We start from the raw sequence: 17,837 nt of genomic DNA on the forward strand, positions 1-17,837 counted from the left end.
ACCTGCCCCTGCTACCCCAGCGTGCGCGTAACGAGGGCCGCCGCGGCGGCCCGGTTCTCGACCCCGATCTTGGCGAAGATCTGTTCCAGGTGCTTGTTCACCGTGCGCGGGCTGAGGCCCAGGATCTCGGCGATGTCCTTGTTCGACTTGCCGCGGGCCACCCAGACCAGCACCTCCGCCTCGCGCGCGGTGAGCGGATAGCGCCCGCGCAGCGCCGCGATGTCGGAGGTGGCGTCGTCTTCGGACACCCGCAGCAGCAGCTCCTCGCCGCTGAGCCGGCCGACGAAGGTCAGGCGCAGCGTGCGACCGCCCTCGCCGCTGAGCTTGATCGACGGCGCCGTCTGGAAATCGCTGCCGGCCTGGGCCGCGACCCAGCCCTGCGCCTCCGGCGGCAGCACCGGCTCGCCCTCGCGGCGGCCGGAGGGGCCCATCAGCCGGCTCGCCTGCGGCGTCGACCACAACAGGCGGCCGCCGCTGTCGACCGCCAGCAGGTAACGCCCGGCCGTGTCGAGGGCGGCGCGCGCGCTCTTCGACAGCCGGGCGTTGGCGAGATGCACGCGCATGCGCGCCAGCAGCTCGTCGATGACCAGAGGCTTGGTGACGTAGTCGACGCCGCCGGCCTCCAGGCCGCGCACGATGTGCTCGGTCTCGCTGAGGCCGGTCATGAAGATGACGGGCACCGGCTCGAGCGCCGCGTTGCGCTTGAGCTCGCGACAGGTCTCGAAGCCGTCGAGGCCCGGCATGACGGCGTCGAGCAGGATGACGTCGGGCGTGATGCGCTCGGCGATCTTGAGCGCTTCGGCCCCTTCCCGCGCCACCAGCACCATGGCGCCGGTCCCCTCCAGCGCGCTGGTCAGCATGCTCAGGGTCTCGGCCGAATCGTCGACGACCAGCACCACGGGGCGGGCGACCGCGTCAGTCATGGCGCGGCTCGTCGTCGAGAACGGCCATGTAGCCGCGGAGATCGAACTCGCGGATGCGCGCCCGGAGCGCTGCGACGAAAGGACTGTGGTCACCGTATTCCCCCTCGAGCTCGGCGAGCTTCGCCTCGATGCCGCGGATGTAGCCGATCTCGCCCAGCCGCTTGAGGTCCTCCACGTGGCGCTCGCCGGGGCGTAGCATGGCCGGTGGCGGCGCCGGCGCTCCGGGCTCCTCGTCGGAGGTGATCCACTCGAGCTTCAGCAGCGTCTTCAGCCGGTCGAGCAGGCGGTCGAGGTCGAACGGCTTGGCGATGGCCTCGTCGTGCATGTCGTCCGGGCTGCGCGGCGCGTTGCCGTCGCCGATGTTGGCCGACATCATGACGATCGGCGACACGTGCCCCTTCTCGCGCAGCCGCCGCGCCAGCTCCCAGCCGTCCATGCCGGGCATGGAGACGTCGAGCAGGAACAAGTCGGGGCTGCACTGGTCGGCGATGGTGAGGCAGGCCATGCCGTCCGGCGCGGTCATGACGACGAGACCGAGCGGCTCCAGCGCCTCGCGCATCAGCTGGAGATGGACGCTGTCGTCGTCGGCCACCAGCACCATGCGGCGCGGCCCGTCGTAGCCGACGACGCGGCGCGACGGCCGCGCCGCCTGCTGCGCCTTCGGCACAGCCGACAGCATCAGCCGGACGCGGAACGAGGTGCCGCGGCCGAGCCGGCTCGTCACCGTGATCTCGCCGCCCATGATCTCGACCAGCAGCTTGGTGATGGTGAGGCCGAGCCCGGTGCCGGGCGTGGTCTGCGCCTTGGTGAGCTCGCCGCGCTCGAACGGCTCGAAGATGCGGCCGATGTCCTCGCCGCGGATGCCGATGCCGCTGTCGGCGACCTCGAATTCCGCCACCTGGTTGCGGTAGCTGATGGCCAGCGAGACGAAGCCACGGTCGGTGAACTTCACCGCGTTGGACAGCAGGTTGATGAGGATCTGCCGCAGCCGCTTGCCGTCGGTGTAGACGGATTCCGGCAAGCTCTCGGCGCCGGAGAAGCGGAACTCCAGCCCCTTGGCGTGGGTCTGCAGGCTGAACATGTCGACCAGCTGGGCCAGGAACTCCTGCACACGCATCTCGCCGCGGCTGAGCTGCAGGCGCCCGGCCTCGATCTTGGAGATGTCGAGCAGGCCGTCGATCAGGCCGGCCAGATGCTCGGCACTACGGCGGATGACGCGGATGCCGTTGCGGCGGCCGGGCGGCCCCGCCTCCTCGGTGTCCAGGAGCTGGGCGTAGCCGAGCACCGCGTTGAGCGGCGTGCGCAGTTCGTGGCTGATGCCCACGACGTAGCGGCTCTTGGCCAGGTTGGCCGCCTCCGCCACCTCCTTGGCCCGTTGCAAGGCCGCGTCGGTGCGCTTGTGCGCCTCGATCTCCTGGAGCAGCAGCGACGTCTGCCGCTGGGTCTCGTCCTGAGCGAACTTGCGGCTCTCCTGCGCCAGCACGAACAGCCAGGCAGCGACGCCGGCGATGATCATCAACACGATGAACACCGCCCAGAGGGCGCCTACCACCATGCCGCTGTCAGGGCTGCGGTAGATCGCCTGCATGTAGATCAGGCTCAGCACCAGCCCGAGCACCACGGCGAACAGGCCGAGCACGCCGAGATAATGGCCGGTGCGGGTGTAGAGCATCGCGGTCGCCCATCGCGGCAGCACCGCCGCGAGCACCCCGCGCACCTGGTCCTGGATGCGCGCGCCGCTCTTGCATCCGTCGTGGCAGCGGGCATCGAGCGAGCAGCAGAGCGAGCAGATCGGCCCGGCGTAGATCGGGCAATGGGCCATATCCTCGGGCTCGAAGTCGCGCTCGCAAATGCAGCACTGGATCGCCAGCGAATCGTGCCAGTCGCTGCGCGGCTTGCGGGCCAGGTAGTAGCGGCCATCCGTGGCCCAGGCGATCGCCGGCGCGGCGAGGAAGGCCGTCCCCAGCGCGATGAACGGCGCCAGGGCCTGGGCGGTGGCGCCGAAGCCGCCCCCGACGGCGATGCCCGCCAGCACAGTGGCGATGAACATCGAGCCGACGCCGACCGGGTTGATGTCGTAGAGGTGGGCGCGCTTGAACTCGATGTGGCGCGGGCTCAGCCCCAGCGGCTTGTTGACGACGAGATCGGAGACCAGCGAGCCGACCCAGGCCACCGCCACGACCGAGTAGAGGCCGAGCGTATGCTCGAGCGTCTTGTAGATGCCGACCTCCATGAGGAGGAGGGCGATGGCCACGTTGAACACCAGCCAGACGACGCGGCCAGGATGGCTGTGGGTCAGCCGCGAGAAGAAGTTCGACCAGGCGATCGAGCCGGCATAGGAGTTGGTGACGTTGATCTTGAGCTGCGACACGATGACGAACACGCCGGTGACCACCAGCGCCACCTGCGGCGAGGCGAACACGTAGCCGAAGGCGATGAGGTACATCTGAGTGGGCTCGCTCGCCGTGGCCGCCGGCACCCCGTGGCTCAGCGCCAGATAGGCGAGGAAGCCGCCGGCGAACATCTTGACCACCCCGGGCACCACCCAGCCCGGCCCGGCGGCCAGCAGCGAGGCCCACCATCGCAGGCGGGTGGCCGGCGTCGCCCGCGGCAGGAAGCGCAGGATGTCGACCTGCTCGCCGATCTGGGCGATCAGCGCGAAGAGCACGGACGAGGCCGCGCCGAAGGCCAGCAGGCCGAACGGCACCGCCGCGCCGTGCACACCCTCGAACCTGGTCCAGCCCTCCCAGACGGCGGCCCCGTCGGCCATGGCGATGAAGACGAACGGCACCAGCTGCAGCACGATCCACAGCGGCTGCGTCCACAGGTGGAAGCGCCCGATCAGGGTGATCCCGTGCATGACGATCGGGATGACCGCGCAGGCCGACAGAAAGTAGCCCAGCGGCAGCGGCAGCCCGAAGCACATCTCCAGCGCCAGCGCCATGATGACGGCCTCGATGGCGAAGAAGATGAAGGTGAACGAAGCATAGATCAGCGAGGTGATCGTCGAGCCGATGTAGCCGAAGCCGGCGCCGCGGGTGAGCAGGTCGATGTCGACGCCGTAGCGCGCCGCGTAGTAGCTGATCGGCAAGCTGGTCAGGAAGATCAGCGCGCTGACGCAGAGGATGGCGGCGAGTGCGTTGTCGAAGCCGTAGGCGAGCGTGACGGTGCCGCCGATGGCCTCGAGCGCCAGGAACGACACCGCCCCCAGCGCCGTGTTGGCGACCCGCGCCACCGTCCAGCGCCGTGCGCTCTTGGCCGTGAAGCGCAGCGCGAAATCCTCGAGCGTCTCGTCGGCGACCCACTGGTTGTACTGGCGCCGCACCGGGATGATTCGCTGCCGCGCGGTCATGACGCGCCTCCCCGCGGCGGGCTGCCGCCGGCGGCCCGATCGATTGTGCGCCGCAGCGGCAGGCGCGGCCGAGGTGCAGGCGGGAGGAGCGGACCCGGCGACAGATTCATACCTCGCATCGGCAAACGCGACGAAACAGGTGGGACTCCTCCCTACGCGCGCCAGCAGAGGCGCCCATAGTGGGCGGGAGGGGCCATCGGGGAGAATACGTCAAACGACGTATATGCTGCACTGCAAAAGTCTTTCAGCCTTTTCTGCGAGCCACGGTGGCCGTGACGGCCGCCGCACGCAAGGAGGGGTGGAATGTCATCGAGTGATGGCCCGATTTCCGATACGCGCCGCAAACTGTTGATGGGCATGGCCGCCCTGCCCTTCGCGGGCCTGCTGCCCAGGGCCGCCTACGCCGCCGCACCGCCGACCTCGGCCGTCAACACGACCGGCCTCGCCGTCACCGACACCGAGGTGACCGTCGGCATCCTGCACTCCGCCACCGGCACGATGGCGATCTCGGAGACCGGCTCGATCCAGGCCGAGAAGCTCGCCATCGAGCAGATCAACGCGGCGGGCGGCGTGCTCGGCCGCAAGATCAAGTTCATTCAGGAGGACGGCGCCAGCGACTGGCCGACCTTCGCCGAGAAGGCCAAGAAGCTGCTGGTCAACGACAAGGTCGCATCGATCATGGGCTGCTGGACCTCCGCCTCGCGCAAGGCGGTGCTGCCGGTGGTCGAGCAGTACAACGGCATGCTGTACTACCCGACGTTCTACGAGGGCCTGGAGCAGTCGAAGAACGTCATCTACACCGGTCAGGAAGCCACCCAGCAGATCCTCGCCGGCATCAACTGGATCACCAAGGAGAAGGGCGCCAAGTCGTTCTACTTCATCGGTTCCGACTACATCTGGCCGCGCACGTCGAACAAGATCGCCCGTAAGCACATCGAGAACTTCCTCAAGCTGAAAGTCGTCGGTGAGGAATATTTCCCGCTGGGTCACACCCAGTTCAACTCGGTGATCAACAAGCTCAAGCTGACCAAGCCGGACGTCATCTTCACCGACGTGGTCGGCGGCTCGAACGTCGCCTTCTACAAGCAGCTCAAGGCGGCGGGCATCGATCTGTCGAAGCAGGCCCTGCTGACCATTTCGGTCACCGAGGACGAGATCGACGGTATCGGCGGCGAGAACATCGCCGGCGCCTACGCCTGCATGAAGTACTTCCAATCGCTCAAGAACGACAACAACGCCAAGTTCGTGGACGCCTTCCACAAGATGTGGGGCGACAAGACGGTGATCGGCGACGTCACGCAGGCGGCCTATCTCGGCCCGTGGCTGTGGAAGCTCACGGTGGAGAAGGCCGGCAGCTTCGACGTCGACAAGATCGCCGCCGCCTCGCCCGGCGTCGAGTTCACCGGCGCGCCCGAAGGCTACGTGCGCATTCACCCCAACCACCATCTGTGGTCCAAGACCCGCGTCGGCCGCGCCCGCCTCGACGGCCAGTTCGACGTGATCTTCGAGACCGCCGACCTGGTCGAGCCCGATCCGTTCCCCAAGGGCTACCAGTAGTCGCGAGCAACGGGGGCGCCACGTCCGGACGGTCGGATCGGCGCTTGATGAGGGGCCCCCGTCATGGCCGGGCTTGACCCGGCCATCCATCCGCTCAGGACACGCCCGTTCGGCCAGCCCTGAGGGATTGAATGTTTTACGAAGCCGATGGATGGCCGGGTCAAGCGCGGCCATGACGCGGAGAGCGGCAGCTCCATCTGGTCGGGAATACATCGTGGTCTTCAGCGGAGACTGACATGTTCGGCGACTATACGCTCTCCCAGCTCGGCTCGATCTTCGTGATGCAGGGCTTTGCCGGGCTGATCCTGTTCTCCGTCTACGTGCTGATGGCGCTGGGGCTGGCGATCATCTTCGGCCAGATGGGCGTGATCAACATGGCGCACGGGGAGTTCATGATCCTCGGCGCCTACGTCACCTATCTGACGGCGTCGTTTTTTCAGACGCATCTGCCGGCCCTGTTCGGGATCTACTTCTTCATTGCCATGGCGCTGGCCTTCGTCGCGTCCGGCGCGCTCGGCATGCTGGCCGAATGGGCGCTGATACGCCATCTCTACCGCCGCCCCCTCGACACGCTGCTGGCCACCTGGGGCCTGTCGCTGATCCTCCAGCAGGCCTATCGCTCGATCTTCGGCGCCCGTGAAGTGGGGGTCGAGCTGCCGCAGTGGATGCTCGGGTCGCTGCAGATCACCGACACCATCGAGGTGCCGATCAACGGCATCTTCGTGATGTGCCTGACCGTGCTGATCACCGTCGCGGTCGCCTACGTCATGTACAAGTCGCGCTGGGGGCGCCAGGTCCGCGCCGTCGTGCAGAACCGGGTGATGGCCGGCGCGGTCGGCATCAACACCGAGCGGGTCGACCGCCTGACCTTCGGCCTCGGCTGCGGCATCGCCGGCGTCGCCGGCAGCGCCTTCACCATGATCGGCTCCACCGGCCCGACCTCCGGCCAACTCTACATCGTCGATACCTTCCTGGTCGTCGTCTTCGGCGGCGCCGCGAGCCTGCTCGGGACCATCGCCTCGGCCTTCAGCATCTCGCAGACCCAGTCGACGCTCGAGTTCTTCCTGTCGGGCTCGATGGCCAAGGTCATCACGCTGCTCACCATCGTCGCGATCCTGATGCTGCGGCCGCAGGGCCTCTTCGCCCTCAAGGTCCGCAAGTAGGAAGGCGGAACGTCCATGATTGAAAATACACGCTTCGCGAACCGCTCGGAGCTTGTCGGCATCCTGGTGCTCGCCCTGCTGCTGGTCATCGTCCTGCCGCTCACCCTCGACGTCTTCCGCCTCAACCTCGTCGGCAAGTACCTGACCTATGCCTTCGTGGCCGTGGGCCTGGTGCTGTGCTGGGGCTACGGCGGCATCCTGAGCCTCGGCCAGGGCGTCTTCTTCGGGCTGGGCGGCTACTGTATGGCCATGTTCCTCAAGCTCGAGGCATCGAGCCCGGAGAACACCAAGATCCAGTCGACGCCGGGCATTCCGGACTTCATGGACTGGAACCAGATCACCTCCCTGCCCTTCTTCTGGCAGCCGTTCCACAGCCTGACCTTCACCATCGCGGCGATCATCCTGGTGCCGGGGCTGTTCGCCCTGATCATCGGCGCGGCGATGTTCAAGCGCCGCGTCGGCGGCACCTACTTCGCCATCATCACCCAGGCGATCGCCGCCATCATGACCATCCTGATCATCGGCCAGCAGGGCTATACCGGCGGCATCAACGGCATGACCGACCTTCGCACGCTGAAGGGCTGGGACATCCGTCCCGACCACGCCAAGGTGGTGCTCTACTTCGTCTGCGTCGCCTGCCTGTTCGCCTGCATCTTCATCGCCCAGTTCGTGCGCCACTCCAAGCTCGGGCGCATCCTCGTCGCCATGCGCGACAAGGAGGACCGGGTGCGGTTCTCGGGCTACAGCGTGGCGAACTTCAAGATCTTCGCCTTCTGCATCGCCGCGGTGTTCGCCGCCATCGGCGGCGCCATGTTCACCCTGCAGGTGGGCTTCATGTCGCCGTCGTTCGTCGGCATCGTGCCGTCCATCGAGATGGTCATCTACGCCGCGGTCGGCGGCCGGCTGTCGATCCTGGGCGCCGTCTACGGCACGCTGCTGGTCAACTTCGCCAAGACCAGCTTTTCCGAATCGTTCCCCGAGCTGTGGCTGTTCGGCCTCGGCGGCCTCTTCATCGCCGTCGTCCTGGCCTTCCCCAACGGCCTCGCCGGGCTGTGGAGCGACTACGTGCGGCCGCAGATCGACCGGCTCGTGGCGCGCAAGGGGGCCTGGGGGGCGGCCAAGCCCGCCACCGAAGGCGCTCCGGCGGAGTGAGGAGGCGACCATGGTCATAGGCCACCAACCCAAGGACTTCCTGCTCTCGGTCGAAGGACTGACCGTGTCGTTCGACGGCTTCAAGGCGGTCAACGACCTGTCGTTCTACGTCGACGAGAACGAGATCCGCGTCATCATCGGCCCCAACGGCGCCGGCAAGACGACGGTGCTCGATCTGATCTGCGGCAAGACCAGAGCCACCTCCGGCTCCATCCACTTCCGCGACAAGGATCTCACCAAGATGCGTGAGAACGAGATCGTACAGGCCGGCGTCGGCCGCAAGTTCCAGACGCCGTCGATCTACGACGACCTCACCGTCTTCGAGAACCTGGAGATCTCCTTCCCCCGCGGCCGCTCGGTGCTGGGCGCGCTGACCTTCAAGCGCGACGCGGCGGTGCGCGACCGCGTGCACGAGGTGGCGGAGATGATCTTCCTGAAGGACCGCCTCGCCATGCGCGCCGACCTGCTCAGCCACGGCCAGAAGCAGTGGCTGGAGATCGGCATGCTGCTGATCCAGGACCCGGAGCTGCTCATGCTCGACGAGCCGGTCGCCGGCATGAGCGTCAGCGAGCGCGTCAAGACCGCCGAGCTGCTCAAGCGCATCATCAAGGACCGCTCGGTGCTGGTGATCGAGCACGACATGAAGTTCGTGGAGGACATCGCGCACAAGGTCACGGTGCTGCACCAGGGGCAGATCCTGTCGGAAGGCACGATGGACAAGGTCAAGAACGACCCCAAGGTCATCGAAGTCTATCTCGGCCACTGAAGGGACCGCGTCATGCTGTCTATTTCCGATCTTCATGTCGCCTACGGCCAGAGCGAAGTCCTGCATGGCCTCAACCTGTCGGTGGCGCCCAACGAGATCGTCGCCATCATGGGCCGCAACGGCATGGGCAAGACCACGCTGATGAAGTCGATGATGGGCATCGTGCCCACCAGGAGCGGCTCGCTCTCCATGGACGGCGCCGAGCTCAGCCGGCTGAAGAGCTTCGAGCGCGTCGCCAAGGGCCTGGCCTACGTGCCGCAGGGCCGGATGATCTTCTCCACCATGACGGTGAAGGAGAACATCGAGACGGGGCTCGTGGTCTCCGGCGAGCGGAACGTGCCCGCCGACATCTACGAGCTGTTCCCGGTGCTGCTGGAGATGAAGGGGCGCCGCGGCGGCAACCTCTCTGGCGGCCAGCAGCAGCAGCTCGCCATCGCCCGCGCGCTGGTGACCAAGCCCAAGGTGCTGCTGCTGGACGAGCCGACGGAGGGCATCCAGCCGTCGATCATCCGTGACATGGCGCGCACGCTGAAGCGCATCCGCGACGAGCGCGGCCTGTCTATCCTCGTCTCCGAGCAGGTGCTGAGCTTCGCCCTGGATATCGCCGACCGCGTGCTCGTCATCGAGAACGGCGAGATCGTCCACGAGGACGCCCGCGCGACGGCGGACGAGGCCGCCATCGCCAAGTTCCTGTCCGTCTGACCAATACGCCACCATCCAAGGAGCGCAGCATGCCCGAGACGCTGATCAAGGTCGATCTCACCCAGTCGGCCTACGACAACGAGATGGTCCACAACCGCTGGCACCCGGACATCCCGATGGTGGCAACGGTGAGCCCCGGCGACGATTTCATCATCGAGACCTACGACTGGACCGGCGGCTTCATCAAGAACAACGATGATGCCTCGGACGTGCGCGACATCGACCTGTCGATCGTCCACTTCCTCAGCGGCCCGATCGGGGTCAAGGGCGCCGAGCCCGGCGACCTCCTGGTGGTCGACCTGCTCGACATCGGCGCCAAGCCCGACAGCCAGTGGGGCTTCAACGGCTTCTTCTCCAAGCAGAACGGCGGCGGCTTCCTCACCGACCATTTCCCCCAGGCGCAGAAGTCGATCTGGGACTTCGAGGGGATGTTCACCAAATCCCGCCACGTGCCGGGCGTGCGCTTCGCCGGCCTGATCCACCCCGGTCTGATCGGCTGCCTGCCCGACAAGAAGCTGCTCGACACCTGGAACACGCGCGAGACCGGCCTGATCGCCACCAACCCGACGCGGGTCCCCGGCCTCGCCAACCCGCCGTTCGGGCCGACCGCCCACATGGGCAAGATGACGGCGGGCAAGGAGGGCGCCGCGGCCGAAGCGGCACGGACGGTGCCGCCGCGCGAGCACGGCGGCAATTGCGACATCAAGGACCTGTCGCGCGGCTCGAAGATCTACTTCCCGGTCTACGTGCCCGGCGCCGGCCTCTCCATGGGCGACCTGCACTTCAGCCAGGGTGACGGCGAGATCACCTTCTGCGGAGCCATCGAGATGGCCGGCTGGCTGCACATCAAAGTGGATCTGATCAAGGATGGCATGGCCAAGTACGGGATCAAGAACCCGATCTTCAAGCCGAGCCCGATCACGCCCAACTACAATGACTATCTGATCTTCGAAGGTATTTCCGTCGACGAGCAGGGCGCGCAGCACTATCTCGACGTCACCGTGGCCTATCGCCAGGCTTGCCTCAACGCCATCGAATACCTGAAGAAGTTCGGCTACTCCGGCGCCCAGGCCTATTCGATCCTCGGCACGGCGCCGGTGCAAGGCCACGTCTCCGGCGTGGTCGACGTGCCCAACGCCTGCGCCACGCTGTGGCTGCCGACGCAGATCTTCGAGTTCGACATCAACCCGAGCGCCGCCGGCCCGACCAAGTTCCTCACCGGCGACGTCGACATGCCGCTGGCGCCCGACCTGGCCTGAGCGCAGCACGGCTGGGGCCTAGGAGCTCCCTGCGGTCGGATGCAAGGGGATTTTGGCTCTTTGGATGGATGGCCGGGCCGAGCCCGGCCATGACAAAGCTGGGCCGGAAAAGCCTTTACATCCAACGTCATGGCCGGGCTCGGCCCGGCCATCCATCGACTTAAGAATGCGAAGCGCCGCGGAGAAACGTCCCGATGCCCGTTTACGATTATGAGTGCGCCCGTTGCGGCCCGTTCTCGGCGCTGCGGTCCATGGCGGACTACCAGGCGCCCACGGATTGCCCGACCTGCGCGGCGGCGGCGCCGCGCATCATGTTGAGCGCGCCGGCACTGGCGCAGATGGATGCGGGCCGGCGCACAGCCTTCGCCACCAACGAGCGGAGCCGCAGCGAGCCGCGGCGCTCGGGCGCACATGCGCCGGGTTGCGGCTGCTGCAGCGGCAAGGCTCTGTCACGCACGCGGCAGAGCGCCTCCGGCGCCAAGAGCTTCCCCAGCGCGCGGCCGTGGATGATCAGCCACTGAAGCGATGCGGCGCCCGGAAGGCGAAGGTCAGGCCCCGCGCCGCCCATCCCAGCGGGGTGCGACCACGGCTCGATTGGCGGCGTCGCGCCTGCCCTGCAGCAGGAAGCCGAGCAGCAGCGCCGCGAGACCCAGCGGCCGGGCGCCGCCGAGCCGGGCCGCCAGCATGGCGAGGGCCGCCGACATCAGCCGCGAATGCCGGCCGCTCGCCGAGCGCGCAGCCAGGAACACACCGAGCAAGGGAAACAAGAAGCCACGGAACACGGCAGCAACTCCCCATTGGCGGATCAACCCGGACGACGGCCCCGGGTTCCCAGCTCATATCGGGTTTGCCACTTTCGCGCGCCAGAGCAGGCCCCGGTCAGATGAGGCCATCTGATCGGAGAGACATACTCCACCTATTTGAATCTGGAGCGCGTCTTTGCGCTCGCGTGCAGGTCGTAGCGCGGCTTACCATGCCGCCGGATGCAGCCGCCGTTTCCAGCGCTGGCCGAGCGGCAGCTCGGCCCTGGCGAGGCGCCGGCGTCCAAGGCGGCGGGATCGCGCCTCGGCCCGCACAGGCGCCACCTCGCCGGCGGCGGATGGTGCGTCCACGGCCTCGGCCGCCACGGGCTCCACGTCCAGCTCCAGCTCGAGTTCCGGCTCCTGTTCCGGCTCGGGAACCGCTCTGATGAAAGGCTCGACCACCTCGACCACCACCGGCTCCGGGGGCCGGGCGCGCTGCACACGCGGACGCCGCGGCCGCTCGGCCGCCGGTTCGATGGCTGGCCGCTCCACCGGCTCAGCCGCGACGGGCACAGGCGGAGCGACGTCCTGGCTGAGATCCGGCAGCACCCGCGGCGCAGCGATCGACGCGGCCTTCTCGGCCGATTTCGACCGCGTGTCCGAGAAGACCTCGGCGGCCGTAAGCTCCGCCTTCTGGCGCGACGGCGACATGGCCTGGGTGTCCAGCTCGGCGATCCATGATCGCGGCTTCTTGCCTTGCTTCGTTTCGACCACGAATGGGCGCAACGTTCTCTTCACCAGCATTCTCCGATTACGGACTCGAATCACAGCGGCGTCATATGCGCTATTGAGTCCGAGCCGCACTCTATAGTTCATGGCCCAACATTCAACTGCCGAAGCACCATAATTGAACGCCGGATCAGCCTGCATTTTGTACGCTCGCCGGTTGCAACCGGCGGCAGCGCGGTCTGCCCGCGGCCTGTGCATGTGCGTGGATGGCCCGAGCCATGCGCGCAATCCAGTTGATCTCGCGGGCCAAATCCGAAATGCGTGACCGACCCGAAACCCGTATCGCCCCGGGCGGTCCGCTGCGCCATGCGCCCAGCCGCGCACGCGGGCTCGACGATGCCTCGAATTGACGCCGCCAGCGACCACCCAGATCGAGTCAGGAACGGCGGCCTTCAGGCACGCCAATGCGGCGCTGTTCGCCGCGGGCTTTGCCTCCTTCGCCATCCTCTATTGCGTGCAGCCGCTGCTGCCGGTTTTTGCCGCCGGTTTCGGCATCGGCGCGGCCGAAAGCTCGCTCGCCTTGTCCCTCAGCACGGCCGCGCTCGCGGTGTCCCTGCTGATCGCCAGCTCGCTTTCGGAGGCACTCGGCCGCAAGCCGCTGATGGTCGCCTCGCTGGCCGCGTCGTCCGTCCTGACCCTGCTCTCGGCGGCAGCGCCCGACTGGACGACGCTGCTGGTGCTGCGCACGCTGACGGGGCTGGCGCTGGGCGGGGTGCCGGCCGTGGCCATGGCCTACGCGGGCGAGGAGATGCACCCGCGCGGCATGCCGCTCTCCATGGGCCTCATCGTCGGCGGCAATGCGCTGGGAGGCATGACCGGCCGCCTCGTCGCCGGCACCATCGCCGACGTCGCGCCGTGGCAGGCGGCGATGGCCAGTATTGCCGTGATCGCCGTCATCGCGACGCTGCTGTTCTGGCGGAGCCTGCCGCCGTCCCGCCACTTCGCGCGGCAGCCGCTGGAGCTCTCCGGCCTGCTGCGCTCGCTGATGATGCACTGGCGCGATCTCGGGCTGGTGCTGCTGTTCGCGGAAGCCTTTCTGCTCATGGGCTCGTTCGTCACCGTCTACAATTACGCCGCGTTCCGCCTGCTGGCGCCGCCGTTCGAGCTGTCCCAGGCGCTCGCCAGCACGATCTCGATCATCTATCTCACCGGCATCGTCAGCTCGACGTGGGCCGGCGCGCTGGCGGGCCGGCTCGGCCGGCGGCCGCTCCTGTGGATCGGCGTCGCCATCATGCTGGCGGGCCTGATGCTGACGCTGGCCGACAGCCTGCCGCTGTTCGTGCTCGGCATCATCGCCACCACCTGCGGCTTCTTCGCCGCGCACGCGATCGCCAGCGGCTGGGTGGGCTACCGCGCCCGCACCGCCAAGGCCCAGGCAGCGGCCCTCTACCTCTTCCTCTACTACATGGGCTCGAGCATCGTCGGCACCAGCGGCGGCCTGTTCTACACGCACGCCGGCTGGCCGGGCGTGGTGGCCTTCGTCGGTGCGCTGACGTTCGCCGCCCTGGTGATCGGCGTGCGCCTGGCGTTCATCAAGCCGCTCCCGCCGCCCTGACGGCGGGCGGCGGCGCCGACCTACCGCGGAACGGCGCCGACGATCGGGCCGAGGGGCATCAGCCGGTCCATGCGGTGCAGGCCCGGCGCGTAGAGGCTCGACACGGAGCCGTCGAGGAACAGGGCGTTGCGGCAGTTCAGCTCGTCGCGGAACAGGCGCGCGAACTCGCCGAAGCTCACCGGCCCCTCCGAGATGGCGAAGACCACGGTGCGGCCGTTCGGCACGCCGACGCCGTTGCGGATCTTGAGCGAGGGGCCGTTGTCGGAAAACCGCGGATGGATTCTGCCGTCGATGACGAGCATCGGCCCCGACTGGGTGGCGAAGGTGGCGCGCGGCTTTGCCGCGAGGTAGCGCCCGGTCTCCAGCACACCGGCAGTCTGGCCTGCCACGTAGAATACGCCATTCGGCTTCAGGTGGAAGTTGCCGTAGCCGGCATTGGTATTGGCGGCGTGCAGCTGCCGCCCCTCCTCCACGTAGAGCCCCACCGGCGACCGGTCGTCGTGGTACATGCCGGCGTTCATGGCGAAGACGAGATCGCGCCCGGCGGGGCTGCGTGTCAGCCGGTCGAAGGAGCCGAACGCCGCGCCGTCCTCGCCGCGCCAGAACAGCTTGAGCGCGTAGGACTTGAGATCGAACGTGCACACCGTGTAGTCGGCGCCGCCGTAGGCAAGCTGTCGACAGGGCCCCGCCGCGGCGGCCCGATCGGCGCCGGCGAGCAGTCCGAGGCCGGCGACGGCGAGCCTCGCAAGCCTCATGGCACGCGCCCGGCGAGCTCGGCCGAGCATCAATGCGCCTCGTCCCAATTGCTGGCGGCGCGCGCATCCACCTGCAACGGCACCGACAGCGTCACGGCCGGATGCGGCGCCTCGATCATCACCGTCTTCACCACCGCGATGGTGGCGTCGATCTCGTCGTCGGGCACCTCGAAGACGAGCTCGTCGTGCACCTGCAGCAGCATACGGGCCGAGAGCTTCTCGGCCTGCAGCGCCCCATCCATGCGGGCCATCGCCCGGCGGATGATGTCGGCGGCCGTGCCCTGGATCGGCGCGTTGATCGCCTGCCGCTCCACCGCGGCACGCTGTGAGTAGTTCGAGGTGCCGATGTCCGGATAGTGGCAGACGCGGCCGAACAGGGTGGTGACGAAGCCCTGCTCGCGGCAGAGCCGCTTGGTCTCGTCGATGTAGGTGCGGATGCCGGGGAAGCGCTCGAAATAGCGCTTGATGTAGGCGCCTGCCTCCTCGCGGGGGATGGCCAGCTGATCGGCCAGCCCGAAGGCCGAGATGCCGTAGACGATGCCGAAGTTGATCGCCTTGGCGCGGCGGCGAATCATCGGGTCCATGCCTTCGACCGGCACGCCGAACATCTCGGACGCCGTGAGCGCGTGGATGTCGATACCTTCGGCGAAGGCGTTCTTGAGCTGCGGGATGTCGGCGATGTGGGCGAGAACCCGCAGCTCGATCTGCGAATAGTCGGCCGAGATCAGCTTGTGCCCGGGCGTGGCGACGAAGGCGGAGCGGATCTTGCGCCCCTCCTCGGTCCGCACCGGAATGTTCTGCAGATTGGGCTCGGACGACGACAGCCGCCCGGTCGTGGTCGACGCCAGCGAGAAGCACGTATGCACGCGCTGGGTATGGGCGTTGACGTAGCCCGGCAGCAGATCGGTGTAGGTGGACTTGAGCTTGGCGAGCTGGCGCCAGTCGAGGATGCGCCGCGGCAGCGCGTGACCGTCGGCGGCGAGCTCCTCCAGGAAGCGCGCGCCGGTCGCCCATTGGCCGGTCGCCGTCTTCTTGGCGCCGGCGAGCCCCATCTTGCCGAACAGGATGTCGCCGAGCTGCTTGGGCGAGCCGATGGTGAAGCGCTCGCCCGCCAGCGCATAGACCTCGTCCTCGAGCCGCGCCAGGGTCTGGGAGAAATCGCCGGAGAGCCGCGACAGGATCTGTCGGTCGATGGCGATGCCGCGCCGCTCCATGCGCGCCAGTGCCTCGACCAGGGGCCGCTCCAGCGTCTCGTAGACGTTGGTCTTGCCCTCGGCGGCGAGGCGCGGCTTCAGCGCGCGCCAGAGCCGGAGCGTCACGTCGGCGTCTTCGGCCGCGTACTCAGCCGCCTTGTCGAGGGGCACCAGATCGAAGGTGACGGCGCTCTTGCCGGAGCCCGCGACGTCCTTGTAGGCGATGCACTGGTGGTTGAGGAAGGTCAGCGCCAGCGCGTCCATGCCGTGGCCGGCGAGTCCCATGCGGCCCGCATCCAGCACGTAGGACAGCAGCATGGTGTCGTCGTAGGCGGCGACCTCGATGCCGTAGCGCGACAGCACCAGCCAGTCGAACTTGAAGTTCTGGCCGACCTTGAGCACCGTCGGGTTTTCCAGCAGCGGCTTCAGCCGCGCGATGGCCTCCTCGAAGGCGATCTGGCCCGGCAGCAGGCCGCCGCCGAACAGGTCGGCGCCGCCGCGGTGGGCCAGCGGTATGTAGCAGGCGAGCCCCGGCTCGACCGCGAGCGACACACCCACCAGGTCACAGGCCATGGCATCGACCGACGTGGTCTCGGTGTCGAGCGCCACGACGCCGGCCTCGTAGGCGGCCGCGATCCAGCGATCGAGGTCCTCGATCGTTGCGACGGTCTCGTAGCGCGAGCGATCGCAGGGTGACGCCTTCGCCTCGGCCAGCCGTTGCGCCGCCAGCGCCGCCGGCGTCGCCGCAGCCGTACGGCCGGGCTCGCCCTCCGCGGCTCCCGGCTCGCTCGCCGGCGGCGCGGCCGGGCTCGCGTCGTCCTCGACCTTGGTTCCGGACTCGATCTGGGATCCGGATTGGCCGGCCAACAGCGAGTTGACCGGTATCTGCCAGTCGAGGCCGGCGCCGGGCTTAGCCAACGCCGAGTCGGCCTCCACCTGGGCGGCGTCAATGCCGTAGCCGTCCGCCACGCGCTTGACCAGCTGGTTGAGCTCGAGCGCCTTGAGGAAGGCGATCAGCCGCCCGGCGTCGATGACGTCGACCCGGTGGTCGGCCAGCGGCACCGGCACCGGCGTCGCGCAATCGAGCGTCACCAGCTTGAACGACAGCCGCGCCCGCTCGGCGTGCTCGATCAGCATCTCGCGGCGCTTCGGCTGCTTGATTTCGGCGGCGCGACCGAGCAGCGTTTCCAGATCGCCGTAGTCGTTGATGAGCTGGGCGGCGGTCTTGATGCCGATGCCGGGGATGCCCGGCACGTTGTCGGTGGGATCGCCGACGAGGGCCTGCACGTCCGGCACCCGCTCGGGCGGCACGCCGAACTTCTCGATCACGCCGTCGCGGTCGAGGCGGCGCTCGGGCCGGTAGCCCGGCTTGCCCTTGATGCCCGACTCGAAGTCGTAGAAGGTCACCCCGTCGCGGACCAGCTGCATCAGGTCCTTGTCGGCGGAGACGATGAGCACGTCGGCGCCGGCGGCTGCAGCCTCGCAGGCGTAGGTGGCGATGATGTCGTCGGCCTCGTAGCGCTCCTGCTCCACCGGGATGAGGCCGAAGGCGCGCACCGCCTCGCGCATCAGCGGGAACTGCGGGATCAGCTCGGCCGGCGGGTCGGGCCGGTGCGCCTTGTAGTCCGGAAAGATCTCGCGGCGGAACGAATCCTCCGACTTGTCGAACATGATGGCGAGGTGCGTCGGCTTGATGCCCACGGCGCCCTCGCGCACGAACTGGAACAGCTTGGTGCAGAACAGGCGAACGGCACCGGTCGGCAGCCCGTCGGACGGCCGCGTATTGTAGCGGCGATCCTGGTTCATGGACTGGAAATAGGCGCGGAACACGAACGAGGAGCCATCGACCAGGAGCACCTGGTCGCCAGCCTTGAGCGCGGCGGGCGCGGCCTTGAGAGCGGGAACGGTCATGCGCCGTAGATAGCAAC

At 68.0% G+C, this 17,837-nt stretch carries 14 protein-coding genes; 8 read left to right on the forward strand and 6 right to left on the reverse strand.

Annotated elements, in window-relative coordinates; genetic code table 11:
* Positions 1 to 11: 11 nt before the first annotated feature.
* Together ACZ5PO_RS04600 and ACZ5PO_RS04605 are read right to left on the reverse strand one after the other, a co-directional pair.
* Entirely contained in the window at positions 12 to 923 is a 912-nt protein-coding gene (locus tag ACZ5PO_RS04600) for a response regulator (RefSeq protein ID WP_464190729.1), read from the reverse strand.
* Positions 916 to 4,275, reverse strand: a complete 3,360-nt coding sequence (locus tag ACZ5PO_RS04605) for a hybrid sensor histidine kinase/response regulator (RefSeq protein ID WP_464190731.1) — start codon at positions 4,273 to 4,275, stop codon at positions 916 to 918. The genes ACZ5PO_RS04600 and ACZ5PO_RS04605 overlap by 8 nt, the downstream gene beginning before the upstream one ends.
* A gap of 303 nt (positions 4,276 to 4,578) precedes the next feature.
* On the opposite strand from ACZ5PO_RS04605, the gene urtA reads away from it, so the two are divergent.
* From urtA to ACZ5PO_RS04640, 7 genes are all read left to right on the forward strand, one after another.
* Positions 4,579 to 5,832, forward strand: coding sequence for an urea ABC transporter substrate-binding protein (gene urtA / locus ACZ5PO_RS04610; protein WP_464190733.1), 1,254 nt, complete (start codon positions 4,579 to 4,581; stop codon positions 5,830 to 5,832).
* Between the two features lie 236 nt (positions 5,833 to 6,068).
* Entirely contained in the window at positions 6,069 to 6,995 is a 927-nt protein-coding gene (urtB, locus tag ACZ5PO_RS04615; RefSeq protein WP_464190735.1) for an urea ABC transporter permease subunit UrtB, read from the forward strand.
* A gap of 15 nt (positions 6,996 to 7,010) precedes the next feature.
* Positions 7,011 to 8,147: an urea ABC transporter permease subunit UrtC gene (gene urtC / locus ACZ5PO_RS04620; RefSeq protein ID WP_464190738.1), complete on the forward strand. Its 1,137-nt coding sequence runs from the start codon at positions 7,011 to 7,013 to the stop codon at positions 8,145 to 8,147.
* A 10-nt stretch (positions 8,148 to 8,157) separates the two neighbouring features.
* On the forward strand, positions 8,158 to 8,913 hold the full coding sequence (gene urtD / locus ACZ5PO_RS04625) for an urea ABC transporter ATP-binding protein UrtD (protein WP_464190740.1): 756 nt from the start codon (positions 8,158 to 8,160) through the stop codon (positions 8,911 to 8,913).
* A gap of 12 nt (positions 8,914 to 8,925) precedes the next feature.
* The gene (urtE, locus tag ACZ5PO_RS04630; RefSeq protein WP_464190742.1) at positions 8,926 to 9,615 is read left to right on the forward strand and encodes an urea ABC transporter ATP-binding subunit UrtE; all 690 of its coding nucleotides are present in this window, start codon (positions 8,926 to 8,928) and stop codon (positions 9,613 to 9,615) included.
* Positions 9,616 to 9,644: 29 nt separating this feature from the next.
* A complete protein-coding gene (gene fmdA, locus ACZ5PO_RS04635) occupies positions 9,645 to 10,874 on the forward strand; it encodes a formamidase (RefSeq protein ID WP_464190744.1) in 1,230 nt (409 codons plus the stop codon).
* 194 nt (positions 10,875 to 11,068) lie between these two features.
* Positions 11,069 to 11,395, forward strand: coding sequence for an FmdB family zinc ribbon protein (locus tag ACZ5PO_RS04640; protein ID WP_464190746.1), 327 nt, complete (start codon positions 11,069 to 11,071; stop codon positions 11,393 to 11,395).
* Positions 11,396 to 11,422: 27 nt separating this feature from the next.
* Here ACZ5PO_RS04640 and ACZ5PO_RS04645 read toward each other — a convergent pair whose 3' ends face one another.
* Together ACZ5PO_RS04645 and ACZ5PO_RS04650 are read right to left on the reverse strand one after the other, a co-directional pair.
* Positions 11,423 to 11,656 carry a hypothetical protein gene (locus ACZ5PO_RS04645; RefSeq protein WP_464190748.1) on the reverse strand — a complete coding sequence of 78 codons (234 nt, stop codon included), beginning with the start codon at positions 11,654 to 11,656 and terminating at the stop codon, positions 11,423 to 11,425.
* Between the two features lie 186 nt (positions 11,657 to 11,842).
* A complete protein-coding gene (locus tag ACZ5PO_RS04650) occupies positions 11,843 to 12,547 on the reverse strand; it encodes a hypothetical protein (protein ID WP_464190750.1) in 705 nt (234 codons plus the stop codon).
* 205 nt (positions 12,548 to 12,752) lie between these two features.
* Here ACZ5PO_RS04650 and ACZ5PO_RS04655 point away from each other — a divergent pair, with 205 nt between their 5' ends.
* Positions 12,753 to 13,961 (forward strand): MFS transporter, encoded by a 1,209-nt coding sequence (locus ACZ5PO_RS04655; RefSeq protein WP_464190752.1) that lies wholly within the window; start codon positions 12,753 to 12,755, stop codon positions 13,959 to 13,961.
* Positions 13,962 to 13,981: 20 nt separating this feature from the next.
* Here ACZ5PO_RS04655 and ACZ5PO_RS04660 read toward each other — a convergent pair whose 3' ends face one another.
* Together ACZ5PO_RS04660 and polA are read right to left on the reverse strand one after the other, a co-directional pair.
* Positions 13,982 to 14,716, reverse strand: a complete 735-nt coding sequence (locus tag ACZ5PO_RS04660) for a phosphodiester glycosidase family protein (protein WP_464190754.1) — start codon at positions 14,714 to 14,716, stop codon at positions 13,982 to 13,984.
* 29 nt (positions 14,717 to 14,745) lie between these two features.
* A complete protein-coding gene (gene polA, locus ACZ5PO_RS04665) occupies positions 14,746 to 17,820 on the reverse strand; it encodes a DNA polymerase I (protein ID WP_464190756.1) in 3,075 nt (1,024 codons plus the stop codon).
* Positions 17,821 to 17,837: the final 17 nt, after the last annotated feature.

The organism is Chelatococcus sp. KU-N122 (assembly GCF_055391085.1).

Coding starts and splice junctions, on each gene's coding strand:
- ACZ5PO_RS04600 (WP_464190729.1), bottom strand. CDS start 923: ATGACTGACGCGGTCGCCCGCCCCGTGGTGCTGGTCGTCGACGATTCG.
- ACZ5PO_RS04605 (WP_464190731.1), bottom strand. CDS start 4,275: ATGACCGCGCGGCAGCGAATCATCCCGGTGCGGCGCCAGTACAACCAG.
- urtA (WP_464190733.1), top strand. CDS start 4,579: ATGTCATCGAGTGATGGCCCGATTTCCGATACGCGCCGCAAACTGTTG.
- urtB (WP_464190735.1), top strand. CDS start 6,069: ATGTTCGGCGACTATACGCTCTCCCAGCTCGGCTCGATCTTCGTGATG.
- urtC (WP_464190738.1), top strand. CDS start 7,011: ATGATTGAAAATACACGCTTCGCGAACCGCTCGGAGCTTGTCGGCATC.
- urtD (WP_464190740.1), top strand. CDS start 8,158: ATGGTCATAGGCCACCAACCCAAGGACTTCCTGCTCTCGGTCGAAGGA.
- urtE (WP_464190742.1), top strand. CDS start 8,926: ATGCTGTCTATTTCCGATCTTCATGTCGCCTACGGCCAGAGCGAAGTC.
- fmdA (WP_464190744.1), top strand. CDS start 9,645: ATGCCCGAGACGCTGATCAAGGTCGATCTCACCCAGTCGGCCTACGAC.
- ACZ5PO_RS04640 (WP_464190746.1), top strand. CDS start 11,069: ATGCCCGTTTACGATTATGAGTGCGCCCGTTGCGGCCCGTTCTCGGCG.
- ACZ5PO_RS04650 (WP_464190750.1), bottom strand. CDS start 12,547: ATGCAGGCTGATCCGGCGTTCAATTATGGTGCTTCGGCAGTTGAATGT.
- ACZ5PO_RS04660 (WP_464190754.1), bottom strand. CDS start 14,716: ATGAGGCTTGCGAGGCTCGCCGTCGCCGGCCTCGGACTGCTCGCCGGC.
- polA (WP_464190756.1), bottom strand. CDS start 17,820: ATGACCGTTCCCGCTCTCAAGGCCGCGCCCGCCGCGCTCAAGGCTGGC.